Here is an 18854-nt window from a genome sequence, read left to right as displayed (position 1 = left end):
AGACTCCATTGAAAATACTTGTAATGGGTCCTCCTGGAGCCGGGAAAGGTAGCCAAGCGTCACGTATTATAGAAAAATATGAAATGCCAAGTATCTCAACAGGACAAATGTTCAGAGATGCTTACAATGCTGAGGAACCAATTGGTATCGAAGCAATGAAATTCATAAGAGATGGTAACTTAGTTAGTGATGATATCACTAACAAAATAGTAAGACTGAGACTACATAAAGAAGACACTACAACAAGTTTCTTATTAGATGGTTATCCTCGTACTGTAGCGCAAGCTGCAGCATTAGATGAGATGTTAGTAGAAATGGAATCTAATTTAGATGCTGTTATAAATATCTTATCTTCACACGATGTTTTATTCGAACGTATGGAACAACGTAGGGTTTGTAAAAAATGTGGAAGAACATATCACTTAAGATTCAAAAAGCCATCTGTTGATGGTGTGTGTGATAAATGCGACGGTGAATTATACCAACGTGAAGATGACTCACATGAATCAGTGAAACGTCGTTTAGAAATCTATGAAACGAAAACAAAACCGTTATTAGATTACTATAGTGAGAAAGGAATTTTATATCACGTTAATGGAATGCAGGACTTTGATAAAGTAACTGATGACATTTTCTTGGTATTGGATGAACTTGTATGATTACTATTAAATCTGAACGCGAAATCTTATTGATGAAGGAAGCGGGGCGTATCGTTGCCCTCGCTCATCAAGAAGTTAAGAAACATATCAAACCCGGAGTAACAACGTTAGAACTAGATCAAATTGTTGAACAAGTAGTTAGAGACAATGATGCCATTCCATCTTTCAAAGGATATGGTGGCTTCCCAGGAAGTGCTTGTACAAGTGTAAATGAACAAGTGGTTCACGGTATTCCAAGTAAAAGAGTTAAACTCAAAAAAGGCGACCTTATCAGTGTTGATATCGGCGCAATGTACAAAGGATATCATGGTGATTCAGCTTGGACATATGCAGTAGGAGAAGTATCTGCGGAAGTTTCTAAACTAATGGAAGTAACAAAAGAATCACTCTTTGAAGGTTTGAAATACGCTAAAGCTGGTAATCGCCTTACAGATATTTCTCATCACATTCAAAAATATGCCGAAAGTTTCGGCTATTCAGTGGTTAGAGAGTTTGTTGGACACGGACTAGGGAAACAACTTCATGAAGATCCTCAAATCCCTAATTATGGTTTACCAGGTAAAGGTCCAATTCTTAAAAAGGGTATGACCCTTGCAATTGAACCTATGATCAACATGGGTCGTAAAGAAGTTAAAGTATTAAAGGACAATTGGACTGCAGTGACAATTGACAAAAAACCGAGTGCTCATTATGAACACTCAATCTTGATAACAGATGATGAACCAATCATCTTAACTACAGTCTAAAAAGGAGGAATCTTATGGCTAAAGAAGAAAAATTAGAATTAGAAGGTAAAGTTGTCGAATCATTACCTAATACTGAATTCATCGTAGAACTAGCAAACGGACATCGTATTAAGGCTCACGTTTCTGGTAAAATCCGTATGTATTACATTCGCATTCTACCAGGTGACAGAGTAACGGTAGAACTATCACCTTATGACTTAACACGTGGGCGAATAACATATCGTCATAAATAAAGAAAAACATCTCCAGAGGAGGAAATTTAAAAATGAAAGTAAGACCAAGTGTAAAAAAGATTTGTGATAAATGCAAAATTATCAAACGTAATGGAAGAGTTATGGTAATTTGTGAAAATCCAAGACACAAACAAAGACAAGGTTAATAGGAGGAACTTATGGCACGTATATCAGGTGTAGATATCCCAAGAGACAAAAGAGTAGTAATCTCTTTAACATATGTTTTCGGGATCGGAAAATCTACAGCATTAGAAATATTAGCAGCTGCAGAGGTTTCTGAACATACAAGAGTTAAAGACCTAACAGAAGACGAATTAGGTCGTATCAGAACTGAAGTAGCAAAAGTAAAAACAGAAGGTGACTTACGTAGAGAAGTTGCTTTAAATATTAAACGTTTACAAGAAATCGGAAGTTACAGAGGAATGCGTCACAGAAAAGGGCTACCTACTCGTGGGCAAAACACAAGAAACAATGCTCGTACTCGTAAGGGACCTCGTAGAACTGTAGCTAACAAGAAAAAAACATAGGAGGACATAAAAATGGCACAAAAAAGAAGAACAAAACGTAAAGTGCGTAAAAATATTCCTTCAGGAGTAGCGCATATCCATTCAACTTTCAACAACACTATTATTACAGTTACTGATCCTAATGGTAATGCTATTGCTTGGAGCAGTGCAGGAGCATTAGGTTACAAAGGGAGCCGTAAATCAACTCCATTCGCTGCACAATTAGCTTCTGAAGCTTGTGCGAAAAGCGCAATGGAACACGGTGTACAAAAAGTTGAAGTTTCAGTAAAAGGTCCAGGACCTGGTCGTGAAGCTGCAATTAGAGCTTTACAAACTGCTGGATTAGAAATTACAGCTATCAAAGACGTAACACCTATTCCACATAACGGATGTCGTCCACCAAAACGACCACATAAATAGGAAATTAGGGAGGTTGTTCATTTGAAAGATTTAAAATTCGAGAAACCAAATACCGATATTGAAGTAATCAATGAAGAGAATACTTACGGAAAATTCGTTGTTTCACCATTAGAAAGAGGATACGGAGTTACTTTAGGTAATAGTCTTCGTAGAATCTTACTATCTAGTTTACCAGGTGCAGCAATCATCAACTGCGAAATCGATGGAGTTCAACATGAATTCTCATCAATTGATGGCGTAGAAGAAGATGTTACAAGCATCGTATTAAACTTAAAAGATGTTGTTTTAAGCATCGATAATGATGATCCAAACGTAGAAAAACGTTTAGAAATCTATGTCGAAGGACCTCACGTAGTTACAGCAAAAGACATTATTTGTGATAATGAAGTATCAATTATTAATGAAGATCAATACATTTGTACTGTAAATGAAGGAAAATTTAGAATGATCATGACTGCACGTCGCGGGATTGGTTATATGAATGCTGATGGAAACAAAGAGTACATCAACCGTTCACAAATCGGAATTATCCCAATTGACAGTATTTACACACCAGTTAAACGTGTAAATTACGATGTATCACCTGCTTCAAGTGGACATGCAAACCAAGACAAATTGACTTTAGAAATTTGGACTAACGGTAGCATTAGCCCACAAAAAGCAATCTCAATCGCTTCAAAAATGATGATAGAACATTTAGAAGTAATGGTAGAACTAAGCGAAAAAGTTAAAGAAGAAGAATTTATGATTGAGAGAGAAGATGAACAAAACTCTCAAATCTTAGAAATGCAAATAGAAGATTTAGACTTATCAGTAAGAAGTTATAACTGTTTAAAACGTGCAGGTATCAACACTGTTGAAGAGTTAACTCAGAAAACAGAAGAAGATATGATGAAAGTACGTAATTTAGGTAAGAAATCACTTAAAGAAGTTAAACAAAAACTTGATGAGCTTAGTCTTGGACTTGCAAGACACTAATAGGAGGTAATTTACATGGCAGGATACAGTAAATTAAACCGTAGAAGTGACCAAAGAAAAGCTATGTTACGTGATCTAGTTACTCAACTAATAATTCATGAAAGAATCACTACAACAGAAACTAAAGCTAAAGAATTACAAAGATTAGCTGATAAAATGGTTACACTAGGTAAAAGAAATACATTAGCTTCAAGAAGACAAGCAGCTCAAATTGTTCGTTTCTTAGATGCTGGTAATGACAAAAACGCACTTCAAAAATTATTCAGTGATATCGCACCTCGTTTCACAACAAGAGACGGTGGATACACTAGAGTATTAAAACTTGGTCCAAGACGTGGAGATTCTACGCCAATGGCTATTATTGAATTCGTTGAATAACTAATAAATTAAGAGGCTTTGGCCTCTTTTTTTGTACCTTAGGTTGTATTGATTTGTATTTGATAGAAGTTATGATACAATATTTCATAATGACCATTGGAAAAGGAGGTGTTAAATCATGAGACTAAATCTGCTTTTTAAAAAACTACTAATGTCGATTCTAATATTTACTGTTTTAGGTTCTTTTGTGGGGATATCATATGCTTATTTTGATAACTTAGAAGCAACCACTAACGAGAATATATCTTTAGGTGAATGGGGATTTGATAGTTGTACAAAGATTTATACAGCACAAGAATTTTATGATTTTGCTACCGCTTCAACAAGTAGTTCATCTGATGAATATTGTCTAGGTAATGATATTGACTTCTCATCATTTACATGGTCTTATCTGGGGTCGTTTGATAATAATCAATTTAATGGGACATTTGATGGAAAGAACTATACACTCAGTAATCTAACGATTATAACCACAGATGCATCATCAACAAACTTAAGTCTTTTCTCAAGTATGGATGGTGCGACAATAAAGAATGTTAAAATCAATAATCTTAATATGGGATTCACAACAGCATACTATGCTTCTTCGTCTCTTAAATCAGCAATCTTTGCTAGTCAGGTAACAGGGACGAATAACTACATCGAGAATATTACAATCACAGATTCCGAAGTACTAGCTAGTAATCTAAGCGGTGGTGGGGGACTTGTGGCACAAGTTGAAGCTAATGCTGATTTAACAATCAAAAATATTAAAACAAGAAATTTAACAGTTCTTAACAACAGTAAAAGAGCTGGTGGACTAATATCAAGAGCAATTAAAGGTACTGGAACCATAGTTATAGAAGACGTTGATTTTGAAGGATACGTTGCTGCAGGTAATGCGACTTCTAATACTGGTGGTATCATTGGAACCGTTCAAAATATGACAATAAGTATGACTAGAGTAATTGTTGAATATACTGCCTCAGGTACAGTTAATTTATCTGATGGTCCAGTAAGCTATACTTCAAATAAATATGTAGGGGGATTTGTAGGTAATACTCAAACTGGTTCAGTAATGACTTTTGAGGATACTTTCTTCACAGGAGAACTTCAAACTACATTTATTAACTTAGGTTCTTTAATTGGTCGTAGAAAACCAAACCCTATAGTGAATGATAGTTATTACTCAAATGCTATATTTGGAACTTCTAATACACCATCAACTTCGAGTGGAGTGTTGAACGCTACAGAAGTAAATGCAACTTCAATGCCTTCAAACGCATGGTGGGATGCTTTCAAAGTAGATTTTGATGCTGCTAATGGGCATTGGACACAAGATGCTTCGGGGAGATTAATCTTAATTAGATAAATAAAAAAGGTAGATACATTCAAGTATCTACCTTTTATTTTTTTAGAGCTTCTCGTAATCCTATTTCTTCTCTTCTATATATCCTAACTAAGTTAGGCCAATGCTTATAAACTGATAAGAAAGTATATATAAACAATATCAGAACACTTATTATACTAAAGTTTGTAAAGATCATTCCAACAGGTATTAAAATAACTGCTAACATCGTTGGTACAACAATATAATCGCTGACAATTAAAATTGTAATGAACAAAACAAACAGTACTAAACTAACCACAGGGAATAAAGCTAAGCAAACCCCGCCAAAAGTAGCTGTTCCTTTACCACCTCTGAATCCCATATGGATTGGATAAATATGACCTAGTATAGCACTAACACCCGAAATAACCCATAGGACATCATTTCCAGGGAAAAGTAGTCTTACTACCAAAACAGGTATAAAACCCTTTAAAATGTCAAATATACCGACAATAACACCGTATTTCAGACCTAGAGTCATTGCTACATTGCTTGTACCAGCGTTTTTACTATTAACATCTCTAATATCAATCTTTTTAAGATGTTTTGTAATTAAATGTGATGGACTTATGATTCCAACCATATATGATAAAATGATAATAAGTAAGTATTCCATAATAATTCTCCTTTTTTGACAACACCTAAATTATACAAGAATATTTCATAAATAAAAGAGAAATGTATAACGACTAACATTATGAGAAAGATGTATCATAAGACTTAACATATTTAGTGCTTTTTTAGAATTGTTTTGTTATAATCATTATGACAAATGGAGTTGATAGAATGAACATCATAGAAATAAAAGATTTGTCCTTCAGTTACTTAGAAAATAACCCTGTTTTAACAGATGTAAGTCTCACCATTAAAAAAGGTGATTGGGTTAGTGTTCTAGGTCATAACGGAAGCGGTAAATCTACGTTATCTAAGTTAATAATCGGCTTATTAAAGGCGGACAAAGGAGATATCGTTGTTGATGGTATTACCTTAACAGAAGAAACAGTCCATGACGTAAGAAAGAAAATCGGTATTGTTTTCCAAAACCCTGACAACCAGTTCGTTGGTGTCACTGTTGAGGACGATATCGCTTTTGGTATGGAGAACCTTTGTTTTGATAGAGAAGAAATGTTGAAGAGAATTGAAGAATATTCCAAAAAAGTAAGTATGCAAGATTATCTAAAGAAAGAACCTCATAACCTTTCAGGAGGTCAAAAACAACGTGTTGCAATAGCTGGTATTCTCGCAATGAATACTGATATTATTATCTTTGATGAAGCAACAAGCATGTTAGATCCTAAAGGACGAGATAAAATTATGGATACAATCAAAGAAATAAATGATTCTGGTGTAACTGTTATTTCGATCACACATGATATGAAAGAGGCAGTTCACAGTGATAAAATTATTATATTAAAAGAAGGTACCGTTATAGCAAGTGGCGATACAAAAGAAATATTAAATGATAAAACTACTCTAAATTCTAGTAACCTCGAATTATTATTACCATTAAAACTACTACATAAACTACAAGAAGCGAATATTGATAATAAGGAGCTAAATGATATCTTATGGCAATTAAGTTTGAACAAGTAAGTTATGCTTATATAGGAATTGATGGTAGTAGTTATAATGCGGTGAAAAATGTTAATTTAGAGATTAGTGATAAACATGAATTTATAACGCTTATCGGTGAAACCGGTAGTGGAAAAAGTACTTTAGTACAACATATGAATGCACTTGTTGAACCAACAAGTGGGACTGTTAGTATTTATGGTGTCAAAATATTCAAAGATGTTAGAAAACAGAATAAGAATGTAAAACTTAATCATTTACGAGAAAAAGTTGGATTGGTTTTCCAATTTCCTGAATATCAATTATTTGAGGAATCAGTAAAAAAAGATATCATCTTTGGCCCAATGAATTTCGGTGTATCAAAAGAAGATGCTGAAAAAAGAGCAGAAGAAGTAATTAAATTGGTTGGTCTGGATGAAACATACTTAGAAAGAAGTCCTTTTAACCTATCTGGTGGAGAAAAGAAACGAGTAAGTATCGCAGGTATCTTAGCTATGGAACCTGATATCTTAGTTTTAGATGAACCAACAAGTGGTTTGGATCCTAAAGGTAGAGATGATTTATTAGAACTGTTTACTTCAATCAACAAAGAGTTAAATAAAACAGTAATCATTATCACTCATGATATGAATACTGTTTATAAATACGCAACAAGAGTATTAGTAATGAAAAAGGGTGAACTTCAGTTTGATGGGACACCTTTAGATCTTTATACAAATCAAGATTTAGAATCATGGAATTTAGATTTACCTGAAATCTTAGAGTTAACGAAACATTTAGAAGAAGAATTGAGTATAAAATTTCCTAAACTTCCTCGTACAATTGATGAGTTGTATGAACACGTTAAGGGGGTTCTAAAATGAAAAATATCATAATTGGACAATATGTCCCTGGGGATAGTTTCCTATACAAAATGGACCCAAGAAGTAAAATTATGGCTCTTGTGTTATTAATGGTTTCAACATTTATTTTACAAGATGTCTTACATATTTTTATTATGTTGTCACTTGTTTTAGTGCTTTTAAAATTTGGTGGAATACCTGTTGGTAGGATTGCAAGAGGGTTAAGACCAATAATGGTTTTAATAATCTTTACATTTACTTTTCAAGTACTATTTGTTAAAACAGGAACACTACTTTATGGTAATGTTTTAAATGTTACTTTATATAATATTCCAATCTTAATTGGATTAATTGTATTATATTACTTCACAAAAAGACTAGTGAAATTTAAACTACTTTACTTTGCATTCTTGGCGGCTTCATTAATCTTAACAATGACTTATATCACCCCAGGTAGTTTAGTGTTTGATATGAACTTAAATGTTTATACAGATGGAATAAGTGGTGCATTCTTTATTATGATTAGATTGGTGATAATTGTAACATTATCAACAATACTTACGTTAACTACAAAGCCTACAGACTTAACGTTAGGGTTAGAGCAATTACTCAAACCGCTTAGCATTATTCGTATTAGTTCAGAAGAAATAGCTTTGATTATATCAATAGCTTTACGTTATATCCCAACACTACTAGATGAAGCAAACAAAATCATGTTAGCACAAGCTAGTAGAGGTGTTGATTTCACTGAAGGTAAAATAAAAGATAAAATTATGCAGGTAATCAGTTTGCTTGTACCGATGTTTATCATTAGTTTTAAACGAAGTGATGATCTAGCTAACGCAATGGAAGCTCGTAATTTTATCCCAGGAGCTAAACGAACAAGATTACATGTCTTATCTTGGCAAATAATGGATACAATTGTTGTAATAGCTTCAGTTATATTTATGGCTGCATCAATTGTTGTAGTAACGACTTTATGATAGATTTAATCAAAAAATATTATCAAGCCTGGGAAACAAGTAATATAGAGTTATTAAATGATGTTATTCATCAAAAGATATACGGAGTTAGAACATTTAATGAAGACAAGTTCTTTACTAATGAGGAACTACTTAATAACTTCCTGACAAACACCCTGAATACCATTAAAATAGCTTCATATAACACCTTGAATGATACAACAATATTAGAACTAATGATTAATCAAAAGCCTGTCATAGCTAAAATAACTACTAAAGAAAATAGAATATATAAAGTGTATGAAATATTAAAGACAGATAAAAGAAGAATTAAATGTATTTGCTTATATGATGGTAGTTCTTATTCCGGGTATCAAAAGCAATTAAACGCTGAAAGTATCCAAGGAACAATTGAAGCAACTTTAAAACAGATCTTTAAAGAAGATATACCAATCCATTCAAGTGGACGGACAGATAAAGGTGTTCATGCCTTAAACCAAGTATTTCATTTTGATATAAACTCTTCCATTAAAGTAGAGAATATCAAAAAAGTACTTAACTCATACTTACCTGATTCAATTTACATTAAAACAACTGAGGAAGTAGATTTTACATTCCACAGTCGTTATGATGTACTAGTTAAAAAGTACCAATACAAAATTAACACAGGTGAATTTAATCCTATTCAAAGAAACTATGAATGGACAATAAATGACTTTGATATAACCAAGTTTAACACTCAACTGCAAAGTGTTATTGGGACTCATGATTTCGCTTCATTTACAAAAAAGACAGATCAATCAACTGTCAGAACGATTCACAATGCATACTTAGAACATAAAGATAATTATGTCTATATCAATATTGAAGGAAATGGATTCCTAAGATATATGGTTAGAAACATTGTAGGAGCAATAATTGCTATTAATAAGGGTAAACTCAAATACTCTGTTAAAGAATTACTAGAGTTAAAAGATGTTACACTTATTAAAGATAAAGCGCCATCTTGTGGTTTGTATTTATATAATGTAAAATATTAAATGTAGGGAAAAAATAAACAATCCTTATATGGGGATTGTTTTTATTAGGAGGATGTTATGTTTGATTTAGAATATGAGAATAGTATATTAGAAGAAAAAGTAAGAATTAAAACCATCAAAGATGAGATAAATGTTCTCATCAAAGTGGATGTCCTAAAATCTAAGGTAGTAGATTCTATTGATGGATATGAACCGATTGGTAAAGTTGAGGACGCTTTTTTGAAGTATTCGCTATACTATAATTCGGAAAAGATGACATATGCGAACATCAAACAAGGTTCTAGTAAAACATATAGAATTTACGAACTTGATTATTCTAATCCGGAACTTGTAAAAAAGGCAGTTTCAAATGCATTTAAACTTAGAACAGTGAGCGAAGAAGACAATGAGGGTAGCTTTGGATATACTGTTATAGGTTATGTAGTACTTATACTAGGTATTGTATGTTTGATTGCCGCAGGGAGTGGAGGAGCCATTTTTATCATTCCTGCATTACTAATCTCAGCATTATATTTTGGAATTTCTAGGATTATCAAAGAGATTAATAATATTAAAAACAAATTAAGTTAAAAAAAGGTGTATCCGATGAGGATATACCTTTTTATTTTGAATACATTTCAAATTCAGTACGATTATTATCATTGTCTTCTAAATATGATTTAAGGAGATATAAGTTATTCATTTCACCAGCATTCTTCCGACAAAGAACTCCTGTTGAACTTGAGAATATCCCATTACCTAATTTTCTAGCAGCAGTAGCCGTATCTTCATCTGGTACTAATTTGACATCCTTGAACTCTTTTTCTAAAGTATCTTTACACTGCATAAAAGCTTGCGGATGTGAGCATATATGATTTATATCGTTTACAGCTATAGAATCATCCTTAACATACAAAAAGTGATGAATTGGTATTTCAATTGATTCAACTAAGTTTAGAGGTGAGTTATATAAAGCGTCCATACTTTCTTTAACGGTACCACCATGATTATTCCTAATTGCTACAACTCCGTAATCAGTCTTTTTAGTTTCAACACAGGTTAAAACATTTAAAGATGATACTAAGGGTAGTAATAGATAGTCTTTAAGTTGTAATTTCTCAGCTAATAAACGAGCGGCTTCTTCGCTATTTGAACCTTCAATACCTTGATATCCAATAATCTTCATAAGAACACTTCCTTTACTTCTTATAATGATTTTACCATATAATTCAAAATCATTATAAGTGAATAGGTTTTCATTGAATCAGGTGTTCATAAATAAATTATTTACAATTAGTGGAGTTAAGTAGTAAAATTGTAATAGAGAAGAAAATATATCTTAGGAAAAGGGAGAGTTTGTTATATGAAAAAGTTACTCATAGTAATACTGTTAATTGTTTCGCTTACTGCATGTGAAGGAAAAGTAAAAAATATTGATGAAGGATTAAAAATCTATAATGATTATCTACAACAAGTTGAAGATTTAATTGGCTATCCAGTAATCGAAGAAGCTGAAGGTTCTAATAGTTTTCAAAGATTAAGCTCAGATGATTATATTGATTATAGTCGTGAAGATTTTGAAAAAATCTATGGGGTAGAAAGAGATTTCTCTTTTGTGTTATATCAATATAAGTATATTTTGATGGAGTTTCATGAACTAATTAGTAAAGTTGTAGAAGAGTGTTCTGAACTTACTTCTGAAGATACTTGTGACCTTGAAATCAATGATGATAATGTAAAATTCATGTTTGAAGTTGATAAAAATAACAAAATAAGATTAGAAAAATATCAATCATTCACAAGAAATTACGGAAGTAATACATATACATTGTTCAATGCGACTATTATTGAACTAGAGAATATAGATGAAAAATTAAATGTTAGGTATTATCGTCATAATCAGCAAAAAGGGGAAGAAGTTATAATTAGTGAGTATTATGATGAATATATTCAAGATGACAAATCATTCTCAATTGGGTTAAAGCATAATGAAGGAACATACAGTTATTTAGAGACAAAGAATCATGAGCAATTTCAATTTACATTATCTTCTAGAGATGATGGGCGAATCAATGTAGGAGTTGCCATAGATGATAATAAACAAGGGTTTATTGGGTTGAATGCAGATGGATCAATTAAGAGTGGAGCCCTTTACCTTTATGATCAAACAAATAATATCTTAATGTTCTCAAGTAACGATGGGAACCACGGAATCAACTGGAATATGGCATATGTCTCTGGTTGGGATTTTCTGAGAGATAATCGTTTTGAAGAGAAAAAGGTATATAAAAATGATCAAGAAATTCTTGAAGGTTATAGTGTCTTGTTTAATGACAGTTCTGATGTCACATTAACAATAGCAACTAACTCAAATAATGATACTGAACCAGCATCTTTCACACTAACAGATGAAGAGGTATCTCTCTCTGGTTATGGGTTATCTTTTACCGAGATAACAGCAGCTGAAATCAACACAATACTGAATGATATGGCGACTAATTTAAATCAGTATTTATTACCTTATGGATTTACTGATGATAATCAAGATAATTTTAATGAATTAGAATCTCGTTTAGTAATTACCGTCGACGAATCTTATATAGAGACACTATTCAACGATTGAACAATTAAAGAAGAATAAAACAACCTAATAAAGGTTGTTTTTTTCATATATAGACTTTGTAAAAATAACTACTTGTAGTAGAATAAAATAGAAGAGCTATTGTAAGGAAATAAACATAGCGAATAATATCGCTTTTTGTTTATCTAGGAGGAAAGCTATGGATGTAGTAAAGGCAGTATGTACAACATGTGGTAATAATCTTGATGTTAGTAGTGATACTAGTGCTGTTACTTGCGAGTATTGTGGTAATACATTTTTATTAGCTAATGGGATTGATTTTGCATTAAAAAGTGAAGCTGAGATTGGTGGAATTAGTAAACTTCGTAATAACTTAAAACGAAGTGTTTTAGCTGACGACCACAAAAATATCTTGGCTTTTTCTAAAGAAATTTTACGACTAATTCCTAAAGATGATTTAGCTAATTACTATTTCGCATATGCTAATTATTCATTTGGGTCTAGAAGGTATTTATTTGATTTTTATAATCATACAGTTCAAATAAAAAGTGATGCAGAAACTATTATAACTCATATCACAGAGTATAGTGATGTTCGAGATAAAAGCTTGGTTGAGAATTTTATAGCTCGCCACAACCCAGAAAAGATAGATGCTTATCGTAATAAGTATACTCAAAAACTAATTGATGAAGAGAACTATTCTTCAATACCAAGGGATGTATTTATTTCTTTTCGTTCAACTGAAATTGAAATTGCTACTGAAGTATTAGGTGTATTAGAAAAAGATGGTAGTGCTTGTTGGATTTCTTCACGAAATTTACGTCCTAATGATAACGAGAATTATTGGATAAATATTGAGGATGCTATTTCTAAATCAAAAGTATTTCTAGTAATATCATCTCATGAATCTATGATTTCAAGAGATGTTAAAAGAGAACTAGATATAGCTAATAAACTGAATAAACAAAGAGTTGAATTTAAAGTAGATTCATCACGCCATACTTCAACATTTAAGTATTTCTTTGATGGAATAAAATGGATTGATGCTACGGAGAATAAAGAGGATGCATTAATTGAATTGAAGCGTCGTGTTTATTCAATGCTTACTGATACTAATGCTAACTATTCAACTTCACCAGATACTAAGCAAAATATTTCTGATGCTGATTCTAGTGATTTTATTAGAAAGACAAATCGAGCAAAGATTGAATTGATAGGAAGTAACTATAAAGATGCTGCTAACTCAATTAAAGATGCACTGGGAATTGATCCTGAAAGTGCGGAAGCTTGGTGGTTATTATTCTTGTCGGAAAATAATTTCCAATCAACAGAAACCTTTTTAGATTATATCGCAAAGAAACAAACCCTATCTAAAATGGCTGATTTATACAATAAAGTGGCTTATAAACAATATAAAAAATATGCTAAAAAAGATAACACTGGAGAACCAATTAACTCGAAAAAATTTGAAAAGTTTTTGTATGATCAAATCACTGATTATATCAATAAGCCTAAATTACCTAATAAATCAAAAAGAGATTATCTGCATTCTTATTTACCAAACCATATTTTAACTTTATGGGCAGATAATATTTTAAGAAATGGAATAGTCACAGATAACGAAATAAACTTTCTACTAGATAATCCAAATCGTATCAAAGAACTTGAAAATATCTTTGAAGATTTTGAGGATCTAAAAGCTCATCCTTCTTATCAAAAATCTCATATAAAAGATTATAGTGAACGATTCTATAAGAATTACGAAAAGGTAATTCAAAAACGTGGTTCAGATTTAAAAGAATTACAAGAATTAACTAATAAGTTATACGATGAACTGGATACATTATTAGAAAAGAAAAAGTTTAGTAATGCATTAGCCAAAGCCCAGGAATTATTCTATCTTGATAATTCAAGTGAAGATAAGTATATGTATTTATTACTGGCTAAAGTAAAGGCTAGAAGTACAGTTGAATTATATGACTCAATATTAAAACAAAAGAAATTTGATCGTAAACACATTATTGAATCTATCATTTTTGAAAAACTATATCGTAGTGAAAAATACTCTCATTTGATTGATGATATTATTCTTCATGTCAACTATAAGAAAGTGAAGAAAAATAATCGTATCTCAATGAACTTGCGAGGTGAAAACAATGAAGTGTAAAGAATGTTTAAAGGAATTAAATGAAATGACATTGTATTGTGATCGTTGTGGAGCACAAGTCTCAAAAGATAAAATGAAGTTATCATTTAAAGAAATTGAGAAATATGTTTTACCTTTAAATATTGAGTCTGATTATAAGAAAGATCATACAGCCGAAATTAAAAAAGCATACTTCTTATCTAATATCCGTAAGGATTTTAGAGGATTTAAAAAAAGATATTTTGATCAATACATTGATTATGTATTACTAAGAACTTACTATCAAAAGAACAATGTATTATTAACAACATTAGAGTTTGATAAATATAAAGCTCTTGCCTTACTAGAAACATTTGAAAACAGAAGACCAGATCCATTAGCATTTGAAATTCTTAAAGAGGAATATGGTGAAGATTACGAAAATAAAGTAATTCCAAATAGCATCACAGAAAAGATTGAAAATGTGTATTGTGGAAATTTCAATTTAAAGATGTTAAGTCCAGGAAGATTCTTTATGAAGACTTTGGTGACTGTTATATCAAGTACTATTAAAGTGGGTATAATCGCAGGTCTTGTAGCCGCTATTTTATACTTCGCTCTACCAATGGTATTGCCTGATACGGATTTATTAGAAATGGCTAATTCATTTTCTTACACATGGTTTATCGTTGGATTTATTTTACTCGTTTTGGGATATTTCTCGAGTAAGAAAAAACGTGAATTTTATCCATTTGAGGATATTATAAATAGTAACTCTGAGTTTAAGAAACATATTAAATCAGACATGAGAAAACGTATTAAAACACTACGTTTTAGAATCAGAAAAGAAGGCGGGCATAAGAAAAAATGAGTAACATTGTATATCAAGATTTAGTATTTGATGAAGATGCAATCCTAAATCTGTATTTAAATAATGAGTGGTACGCATATACAAATAAAAAAGAGCAATTATTCTCTGGAATAAAAAACTCTTTAGATGTTATTGCGGCATATGATAAATCCTTATTAGTGGGATTAATTAGAACAATAGGCGATGCTAATACGATAGTGTATATTCAAGATATCTTAGTCTTAAAAGAATATCAAAGACAAGGTATAGGAAGAACATTTATGAAAATGATTATTGAAAAGTATCCCAATGTTAGACAAGTATGTTTAATGACTGATGAGAGTGAGAGAAGTAGAAAGTTTTATGAGTCTCTTGGTCTTGAGGATTATAGCAAGCAAAATACAGTAGGTTATATTGTAAAAAAATAAACGACTCAGATTTGAGTCGTTTTAAATTTGTTCAAATAAATATTCTTTAACCGCGTCTTCAAACACTTTATTTCTTTTTAAACCAATTTGGTCTCGACCATATTCACAAAAGTGTTTTAGGAACTTAACCTTTTTAGATTCCTTATCTATTTCTAAGATATAGTCAAATCGGTATTTGTTATAATCCTCATAAATAACATCAACAGTAGCAATTTTGGTGCTGTTGTAGTCCATTCTAAGGGTGGATAAATCACCATCTAAGTATTTCTTTGTTAGTTCTTTAATAAATGCATATTTTTCCATATAGTTCCCTCCTTTGATTAGTCTTCCTCATATGTATTTTACTCCTCAAAATAAAATATACAAGGTTTTTTGTAAAATACTATAAGGGAGATTAGGGAATAAATTCTATAAAAAAACAAAGACCATATATATGATCTTTGCTTGATTATTTTAGTTTCCTGCGATATCAATATTATCAAATTTAATAAGCTTTGGACCTATAAAACTATTGTCTTTAATTAACTCTTTAGATAAATACATGTTTTTTTGAACTTCTTTAATGTTAGCAGAAATGCTTCCTAAAGTTACAGGAGTTTTCTTTTCACCATCAAAGTAGATACCAAGTCTAAATTCTCCACCAAAGTTACCAGTCATAGCATCTGATTGAAAATCACTGAACTTAAGTAGTTCTAGATATGGTCCTGTTTTTAACTCTTTTTCAGTATATGAACCACTTGCTACTACAGTGTTTCTAATATTACCAGTACAAGGAACATTTAAGTAATGAGCAAATCTTTTACCAGCTATTAAGTTTTCGATGACACCATCTTTGATTATACTAGTTTCTTTAAGGAAAGTACCGTTAGCATCATAATAAGATGATGCACTTGAGTTTTCTAAGTAAGGAACAAGTTTGATCGAAACTAAATCACCATTACCTTTTTCTTGAACTGTATCGCCAACTTTATTGGTATGGAGATGATTATAAACAGCTGATGCTGATGCATTAAAAGTATAATAATCCCATAATTCTTTTGCGGCTACACCGTTTATAATTACTGGTAGGTTATCTACTTTAGGCATAGGAATTGCTTTTGCTCTTAAACTAGCGAATTCTAGAGATTCTAAAATTAGAGTCTTGATTGTTTCTTTGTCGTAGTCACTAAAATAGAAGACATCGTATGATTCAATTAGTTCTGTTTTACCAACTGCTTCAGTAATTAATTCGATTTCACCAGAATATTTTGTAAAAGAGACATCAATTCCATTAGAGTTGATTAATCTAATGTCTTGTTTGTTTATGAAGAATTCTGTTGAATTGATAAATGAACCAAATTGGTTATTTTCCTCATATAAGTCTTTAACTAACTTAGCGATACTATCTATCATATTTCCTTCACTAAATTTTGAAGGAAGTTTTGGTGCAGTTTCGTTTGTAGGAACTTCTAATCCATAATACTCATTTTTAACAAATGAAGCAGCTAGAGAAGCTGTATCAATTGCTTCACTCATTTCGTCCAATGTCATTGTTGGTGAAATGATTGTTGAGGAAGAACCTTTGTACTTCTTTTCATTCTCTTCAAAGTTTTTATAAACGACAACTGTAGTTTTTAAAACATCTTTACCACGGTTCATTTGAAGTTCATCTTTAATAAAGAATAACTCTGTTGAAGATGTCTTTGTTTTTGTAATTTTGTATTCGTCGATACTTTTCTTACTGTTTAATAATTCTATTAGTTTTTTCATTAACTTAACCTCCCAATAGCTTTGATGTATGTACCACCAGTAGAAGTTTTAACCCATTCTTTATGACCTTTACCGCAAGCTCCAGTACCACTTAAATCTAATTCATCATTAGAAACCATATCGATTGATTTAAGTAAATCAGGAACATACCCAGTTAAAGTTACAGGAGAGACTATTTTACCAGTGAATTCACCATTAATAACTTCTCTTCCTTTTGCTATTACACATTGAATACCCCAGTTTTTAGGATCTTCCATACCACTGAAGAAGCCTTCGAGGACATAACCCTTTTTAACTGATTTGATCATATCTTCCAAAGTGTCATCTCCACTTTCAAAGAATGTGTTAGTCATGCGAGCATAAGCTTTTCTTTCAAAACTCTCTCTTCTACCATTTCCAGTTGGAATAGTACCTAACTTTAGAGCACTTAGTAAATCACTAATTCCTGAATTTAAAATACTTTTTTCAATAACTAATGTATCAGTTCCAAGTGTACCTTCATCATCAAATAAATATGTTCCAACTTCAACACCACTTAAGGCACCGTCACGCATATTTACTTTTTCACTAGCAACTTGTTTACCGACAAATTCTTCACCTTTAGCTCTTTTCTTAACAAACATATCCATTTCTACACCGTGTCCAAATGCTTCATGAGCGATTAAACCTGAAACGCTAGGATCACAAATGATTTCATATTCACCAGGGATAAGTCTTTCTGAATCTAATAAATCAAGAACACTTTTGGTTACTTTGTCAATTTTAGTATAAGCTTCATCGATAATTTCATATCCTTTTAAGCCACTTATACCTTGGAAATCATACTTGATTCCTTTGTTGTTACGAGCGATTGCAACTAAATTCATATTAGTATAAAGGATAGCTTGTGATAAATCTTTTTCAGTACTTAAAAAGATTTTAGAGATTTTTACTTCTTCGTAAGAAACTCTGAAATCAATGAATTTATCACTTTTTGATAAACCTTGTTTCATAATATCATTTAATGCTTTTAACTTATCATCTGGAGAAACCACAAAAGGATCTATTTCTAATTCACTAGTGTATTCATCAATCATATTTTCATCTTGAATTAATGGAAAGTCCATTAGTTTTAATCCACTATTTAATAGTGAAGTTATATCACTTTTAGCAATCTCGTCAATACGGGTTTTTACTACTTCCATATCACTTAAACTATTAAAAGAATATTCACTATAATTTACACCGTTAAAAACTCTAACGACAAATCCTCTTTCTTTCCAATTTGAATCATTAACACCACTACCTCTAACACTTGTACTATAATTGGTTCCAATAGTATCAATACCAAGTAAACTAACATATTTATAGTATTTACCTAAGTTAGTAACTAGTTCTTTTAGAAGAGCTTTGTTCTCTTTTAAAAATAAACTTAATTTTGCTTTCAAAATATCCACC

The 18854-nt window shown here is 31.5% G+C and carries 23 protein-coding genes; 18 read left to right on the top strand and 5 right to left on the bottom strand.

The window, feature by feature from the left end; translation table 11 throughout:
- Window positions 1-8: 8 nt before the first annotated feature.
- The 9 genes from KQ51_RS01050 to KQ51_RS01010 all read left to right on the top strand — a co-directional run bounded on the left by KQ51_RS01050 (window position 9) and on the right by KQ51_RS01010 (window position 5271).
- Entirely contained in the window at window positions 9-659 is a 651-nt protein-coding gene (locus KQ51_RS01050) for an adenylate kinase (RefSeq protein ID WP_038467903.1), read from the top strand.
- A complete protein-coding gene (gene map, locus KQ51_RS01045; RefSeq protein WP_038467897.1) occupies window positions 656-1405 on the top strand; it encodes a type I methionyl aminopeptidase in 750 nt (249 codons plus the stop codon). Before KQ51_RS01050 ends, map begins: the two co-directional genes overlap by 4 nt.
- Window positions 1406-1419: 14 nt before the next feature.
- A complete protein-coding gene (infA, locus tag KQ51_RS01040; protein ID WP_038467892.1) occupies window positions 1420-1638 on the top strand; it encodes a translation initiation factor IF-1 in 219 nt (72 codons plus the stop codon).
- Window positions 1639-1670: 32 nt separating this feature from the next.
- Window positions 1671-1784: a 50S ribosomal protein L36 gene (gene rpmJ, locus KQ51_RS01035; RefSeq protein ID WP_038467890.1), complete on the top strand. Its 114-nt coding sequence runs from the start codon at window positions 1671-1673 to the stop codon at window positions 1782-1784.
- A 12-nt stretch (window positions 1785-1796) separates the two neighbouring features.
- Window positions 1797-2165, top strand: coding sequence for a 30S ribosomal protein S13 (rpsM, locus tag KQ51_RS01030; RefSeq protein WP_038467888.1), 369 nt, complete (start codon window positions 1797-1799; stop codon window positions 2163-2165).
- A 12-nt stretch (window positions 2166-2177) separates the two neighbouring features.
- The gene (gene rpsK / locus KQ51_RS01025; protein ID WP_038467886.1) at window positions 2178-2564 is read left to right on the top strand and encodes a 30S ribosomal protein S11; all 387 of its coding nucleotides are present in this window, start codon (window positions 2178-2180) and stop codon (window positions 2562-2564) included.
- 21 nt (window positions 2565-2585) lie between these two features.
- Complete coding sequence (locus tag KQ51_RS01020; RefSeq protein ID WP_038467884.1) at window positions 2586-3542, top strand: DNA-directed RNA polymerase subunit alpha; 957 nt, start codon at window positions 2586-2588, stop codon at window positions 3540-3542.
- A 15-nt stretch (window positions 3543-3557) separates the two neighbouring features.
- On the top strand, window positions 3558-3920 hold the full coding sequence (gene rplQ / locus KQ51_RS01015; RefSeq protein WP_038467882.1) for a 50S ribosomal protein L17: 363 nt from the start codon (window positions 3558-3560) through the stop codon (window positions 3918-3920).
- A gap of 118 nt (window positions 3921-4038) precedes the next feature.
- Window positions 4039-5271 (top strand): hypothetical protein, encoded by a 1233-nt coding sequence (locus tag KQ51_RS01010; RefSeq protein WP_038467880.1) that lies wholly within the window; start codon window positions 4039-4041, stop codon window positions 5269-5271.
- A gap of 34 nt (window positions 5272-5305) precedes the next feature.
- Here KQ51_RS01010 and KQ51_RS01005 read toward each other — a convergent pair whose 3' ends face one another.
- The gene (locus KQ51_RS01005; protein WP_038467878.1) at window positions 5306-5905 is read right to left on the bottom strand and encodes a glycerol-3-phosphate acyltransferase; all 600 of its coding nucleotides are present in this window, start codon (window positions 5903-5905) and stop codon (window positions 5306-5308) included.
- 170 nt (window positions 5906-6075) lie between these two features.
- On the opposite strand from KQ51_RS01005, the gene KQ51_RS01000 reads away from it, so the two are divergent.
- The 5 genes from KQ51_RS01000 to KQ51_RS00980 are packed head-to-tail and all read left to right on the top strand — an operon-like array spanning window position 6076 to window position 10275.
- Window positions 6076-6882: an energy-coupling factor transporter ATPase gene (locus KQ51_RS01000; RefSeq protein WP_096334932.1), complete on the top strand. Its 807-nt coding sequence runs from the start codon at window positions 6076-6078 to the stop codon at window positions 6880-6882.
- The gene (locus KQ51_RS00995) at window positions 6858-7724 is read left to right on the top strand and encodes an energy-coupling factor transporter ATPase (protein WP_038467874.1); all 867 of its coding nucleotides are present in this window, start codon (window positions 6858-6860) and stop codon (window positions 7722-7724) included. Before KQ51_RS01000 ends, KQ51_RS00995 begins: the two co-directional genes overlap by 25 nt.
- Window positions 7721-8686, top strand: a complete 966-nt coding sequence (locus KQ51_RS09265; protein WP_052608992.1) for an energy-coupling factor transporter transmembrane component T family protein — start codon at window positions 7721-7723, stop codon at window positions 8684-8686. Before KQ51_RS00995 ends, KQ51_RS09265 begins: the two co-directional genes overlap by 4 nt.
- Complete coding sequence (gene truA / locus KQ51_RS00985) at window positions 8683-9705, top strand: tRNA pseudouridine(38-40) synthase TruA (protein ID WP_052608990.1); 1023 nt, start codon at window positions 8683-8685, stop codon at window positions 9703-9705. The genes KQ51_RS09265 and truA overlap by 4 nt, the downstream gene beginning before the upstream one ends.
- 57 nt (window positions 9706-9762) lie before the next feature.
- Complete coding sequence (locus tag KQ51_RS00980; protein ID WP_038467872.1) at window positions 9763-10275, top strand: hypothetical protein; 513 nt, start codon at window positions 9763-9765, stop codon at window positions 10273-10275.
- A gap of 31 nt (window positions 10276-10306) precedes the next feature.
- Here KQ51_RS00980 and KQ51_RS00975 read toward each other — a convergent pair whose 3' ends face one another.
- The gene (locus KQ51_RS00975) at window positions 10307-10870 is read right to left on the bottom strand and encodes a prephenate dehydratase (protein ID WP_038467870.1); all 564 of its coding nucleotides are present in this window, start codon (window positions 10868-10870) and stop codon (window positions 10307-10309) included.
- 177 nt (window positions 10871-11047) lie between these two features.
- Here KQ51_RS00975 and KQ51_RS00970 point away from each other — a divergent pair, with 177 nt between their 5' ends.
- The 4 genes from KQ51_RS00970 (at window position 11048) to KQ51_RS00955 (ending at window position 15668) form a co-directional block, all read left to right on the top strand.
- Window positions 11048-12307: a hypothetical protein gene (locus KQ51_RS00970; protein ID WP_038467867.1), complete on the top strand. Its 1260-nt coding sequence runs from the start codon at window positions 11048-11050 to the stop codon at window positions 12305-12307.
- Window positions 12308-12464: 157 nt separating this feature from the next.
- Window positions 12465-14432, top strand: a complete 1968-nt coding sequence (locus KQ51_RS00965) for a toll/interleukin-1 receptor domain-containing protein (RefSeq protein ID WP_038467865.1) — start codon at window positions 12465-12467, stop codon at window positions 14430-14432.
- Window positions 14422-15261, top strand: coding sequence for a hypothetical protein (locus KQ51_RS00960; RefSeq protein WP_038467862.1), 840 nt, complete (start codon window positions 14422-14424; stop codon window positions 15259-15261). The genes KQ51_RS00965 and KQ51_RS00960 overlap by 11 nt, the downstream gene beginning before the upstream one ends.
- A complete protein-coding gene (locus KQ51_RS00955) occupies window positions 15258-15668 on the top strand; it encodes a GNAT family N-acetyltransferase (protein ID WP_038467859.1) in 411 nt (136 codons plus the stop codon). Before KQ51_RS00960 ends, KQ51_RS00955 begins: the two co-directional genes overlap by 4 nt.
- A 21-nt stretch (window positions 15669-15689) precedes the next feature.
- Here the strand turns inward: KQ51_RS00955 and KQ51_RS00950 are convergent, their stop codons facing one another.
- The 3 genes from KQ51_RS00950 to KQ51_RS00940 all read right to left on the bottom strand — a co-directional run bounded on the left by KQ51_RS00950 (window position 15690) and on the right by KQ51_RS00940 (window position 18844).
- Window positions 15690-15971 (bottom strand): hypothetical protein, encoded by a 282-nt coding sequence (locus KQ51_RS00950; protein ID WP_038467856.1) that lies wholly within the window; start codon window positions 15969-15971, stop codon window positions 15690-15692.
- Between the two features lie 150 nt (window positions 15972-16121).
- Window positions 16122-17417 (bottom strand): metallopeptidase TldD-related protein, encoded by a 1296-nt coding sequence (locus KQ51_RS00945; protein WP_038467853.1) that lies wholly within the window; start codon window positions 17415-17417, stop codon window positions 16122-16124.
- A complete protein-coding gene (locus tag KQ51_RS00940; protein WP_038467851.1) occupies window positions 17417-18844 on the bottom strand; it encodes a TldD/PmbA family protein in 1428 nt (475 codons plus the stop codon). The genes KQ51_RS00945 and KQ51_RS00940 overlap by 1 nt, the downstream gene beginning before the upstream one ends.
- Window positions 18845-18854 lie beyond the last annotated feature (10 nt).

The organism is Candidatus Izimaplasma bacterium HR1 (assembly GCA_000755705.1).
Taxonomy (GTDB): domain Bacteria; phylum Bacillota_I; class Bacilli_A; order Izemoplasmatales; family Izemoplasmataceae; genus Xianfuyuplasma.
This window is presented reverse-complemented; position numbering and strand designations above follow the sequence as displayed.

Excerpts from the sequence above, each read along its gene's own strand:
- map (WP_038467897.1), top strand. The coding sequence starts at position 656 with ATGATTACTATTAAATCTGAACGCGAAATCTTATTGATGAAGGAAGCG.
- infA (WP_038467892.1), top strand. The coding sequence starts at position 1,420 with ATGGCTAAAGAAGAAAAATTAGAATTAGAAGGTAAAGTTGTCGAATCA.
- rpmJ (WP_038467890.1), top strand. The coding sequence starts at position 1,671 with ATGAAAGTAAGACCAAGTGTAAAAAAGATTTGTGATAAATGCAAAATT.
- rpsM (WP_038467888.1), top strand. The coding sequence starts at position 1,797 with ATGGCACGTATATCAGGTGTAGATATCCCAAGAGACAAAAGAGTAGTA.
- rpsK (WP_038467886.1), top strand. The coding sequence starts at position 2,178 with ATGGCACAAAAAAGAAGAACAAAACGTAAAGTGCGTAAAAATATTCCT.
- rplQ (WP_038467882.1), top strand. The coding sequence starts at position 3,558 with ATGGCAGGATACAGTAAATTAAACCGTAGAAGTGACCAAAGAAAAGCT.
- KQ51_RS01010 (WP_038467880.1), top strand. The coding sequence starts at position 4,039 with ATGAGACTAAATCTGCTTTTTAAAAAACTACTAATGTCGATTCTAATA.
- KQ51_RS01005 (WP_038467878.1), bottom strand. The coding sequence starts at position 5,905 with ATGGAATACTTACTTATTATCATTTTATCATATATGGTTGGAATCATA.
- KQ51_RS01000 (WP_096334932.1), top strand. The coding sequence starts at position 6,076 with ATGAACATCATAGAAATAAAAGATTTGTCCTTCAGTTACTTAGAAAAT.
- KQ51_RS00995 (WP_038467874.1), top strand. The coding sequence starts at position 6,858 with ATGGCAATTAAGTTTGAACAAGTAAGTTATGCTTATATAGGAATTGAT.
- KQ51_RS09265 (WP_052608992.1), top strand. The coding sequence starts at position 7,721 with ATGAAAAATATCATAATTGGACAATATGTCCCTGGGGATAGTTTCCTA.
- truA (WP_052608990.1), top strand. The coding sequence starts at position 8,683 with ATGATAGATTTAATCAAAAAATATTATCAAGCCTGGGAAACAAGTAAT.
- KQ51_RS00980 (WP_038467872.1), top strand. The coding sequence starts at position 9,763 with ATGTTTGATTTAGAATATGAGAATAGTATATTAGAAGAAAAAGTAAGA.
- KQ51_RS00975 (WP_038467870.1), bottom strand. The coding sequence starts at position 10,870 with ATGAAGATTATTGGATATCAAGGTATTGAAGGTTCAAATAGCGAAGAA.
- KQ51_RS00970 (WP_038467867.1), top strand. The coding sequence starts at position 11,048 with ATGAAAAAGTTACTCATAGTAATACTGTTAATTGTTTCGCTTACTGCA.
- KQ51_RS00965 (WP_038467865.1), top strand. The coding sequence starts at position 12,465 with ATGGATGTAGTAAAGGCAGTATGTACAACATGTGGTAATAATCTTGAT.
- KQ51_RS00960 (WP_038467862.1), top strand. The coding sequence starts at position 14,422 with ATGAAGTGTAAAGAATGTTTAAAGGAATTAAATGAAATGACATTGTAT.
- KQ51_RS00955 (WP_038467859.1), top strand. The coding sequence starts at position 15,258 with ATGAGTAACATTGTATATCAAGATTTAGTATTTGATGAAGATGCAATC.
- KQ51_RS00950 (WP_038467856.1), bottom strand. The coding sequence starts at position 15,971 with ATGGAAAAATATGCATTTATTAAAGAACTAACAAAGAAATACTTAGAT.
- KQ51_RS00945 (WP_038467853.1), bottom strand. The coding sequence starts at position 17,417 with ATGAAAAAACTAATAGAATTATTAAACAGTAAGAAAAGTATCGACGAA.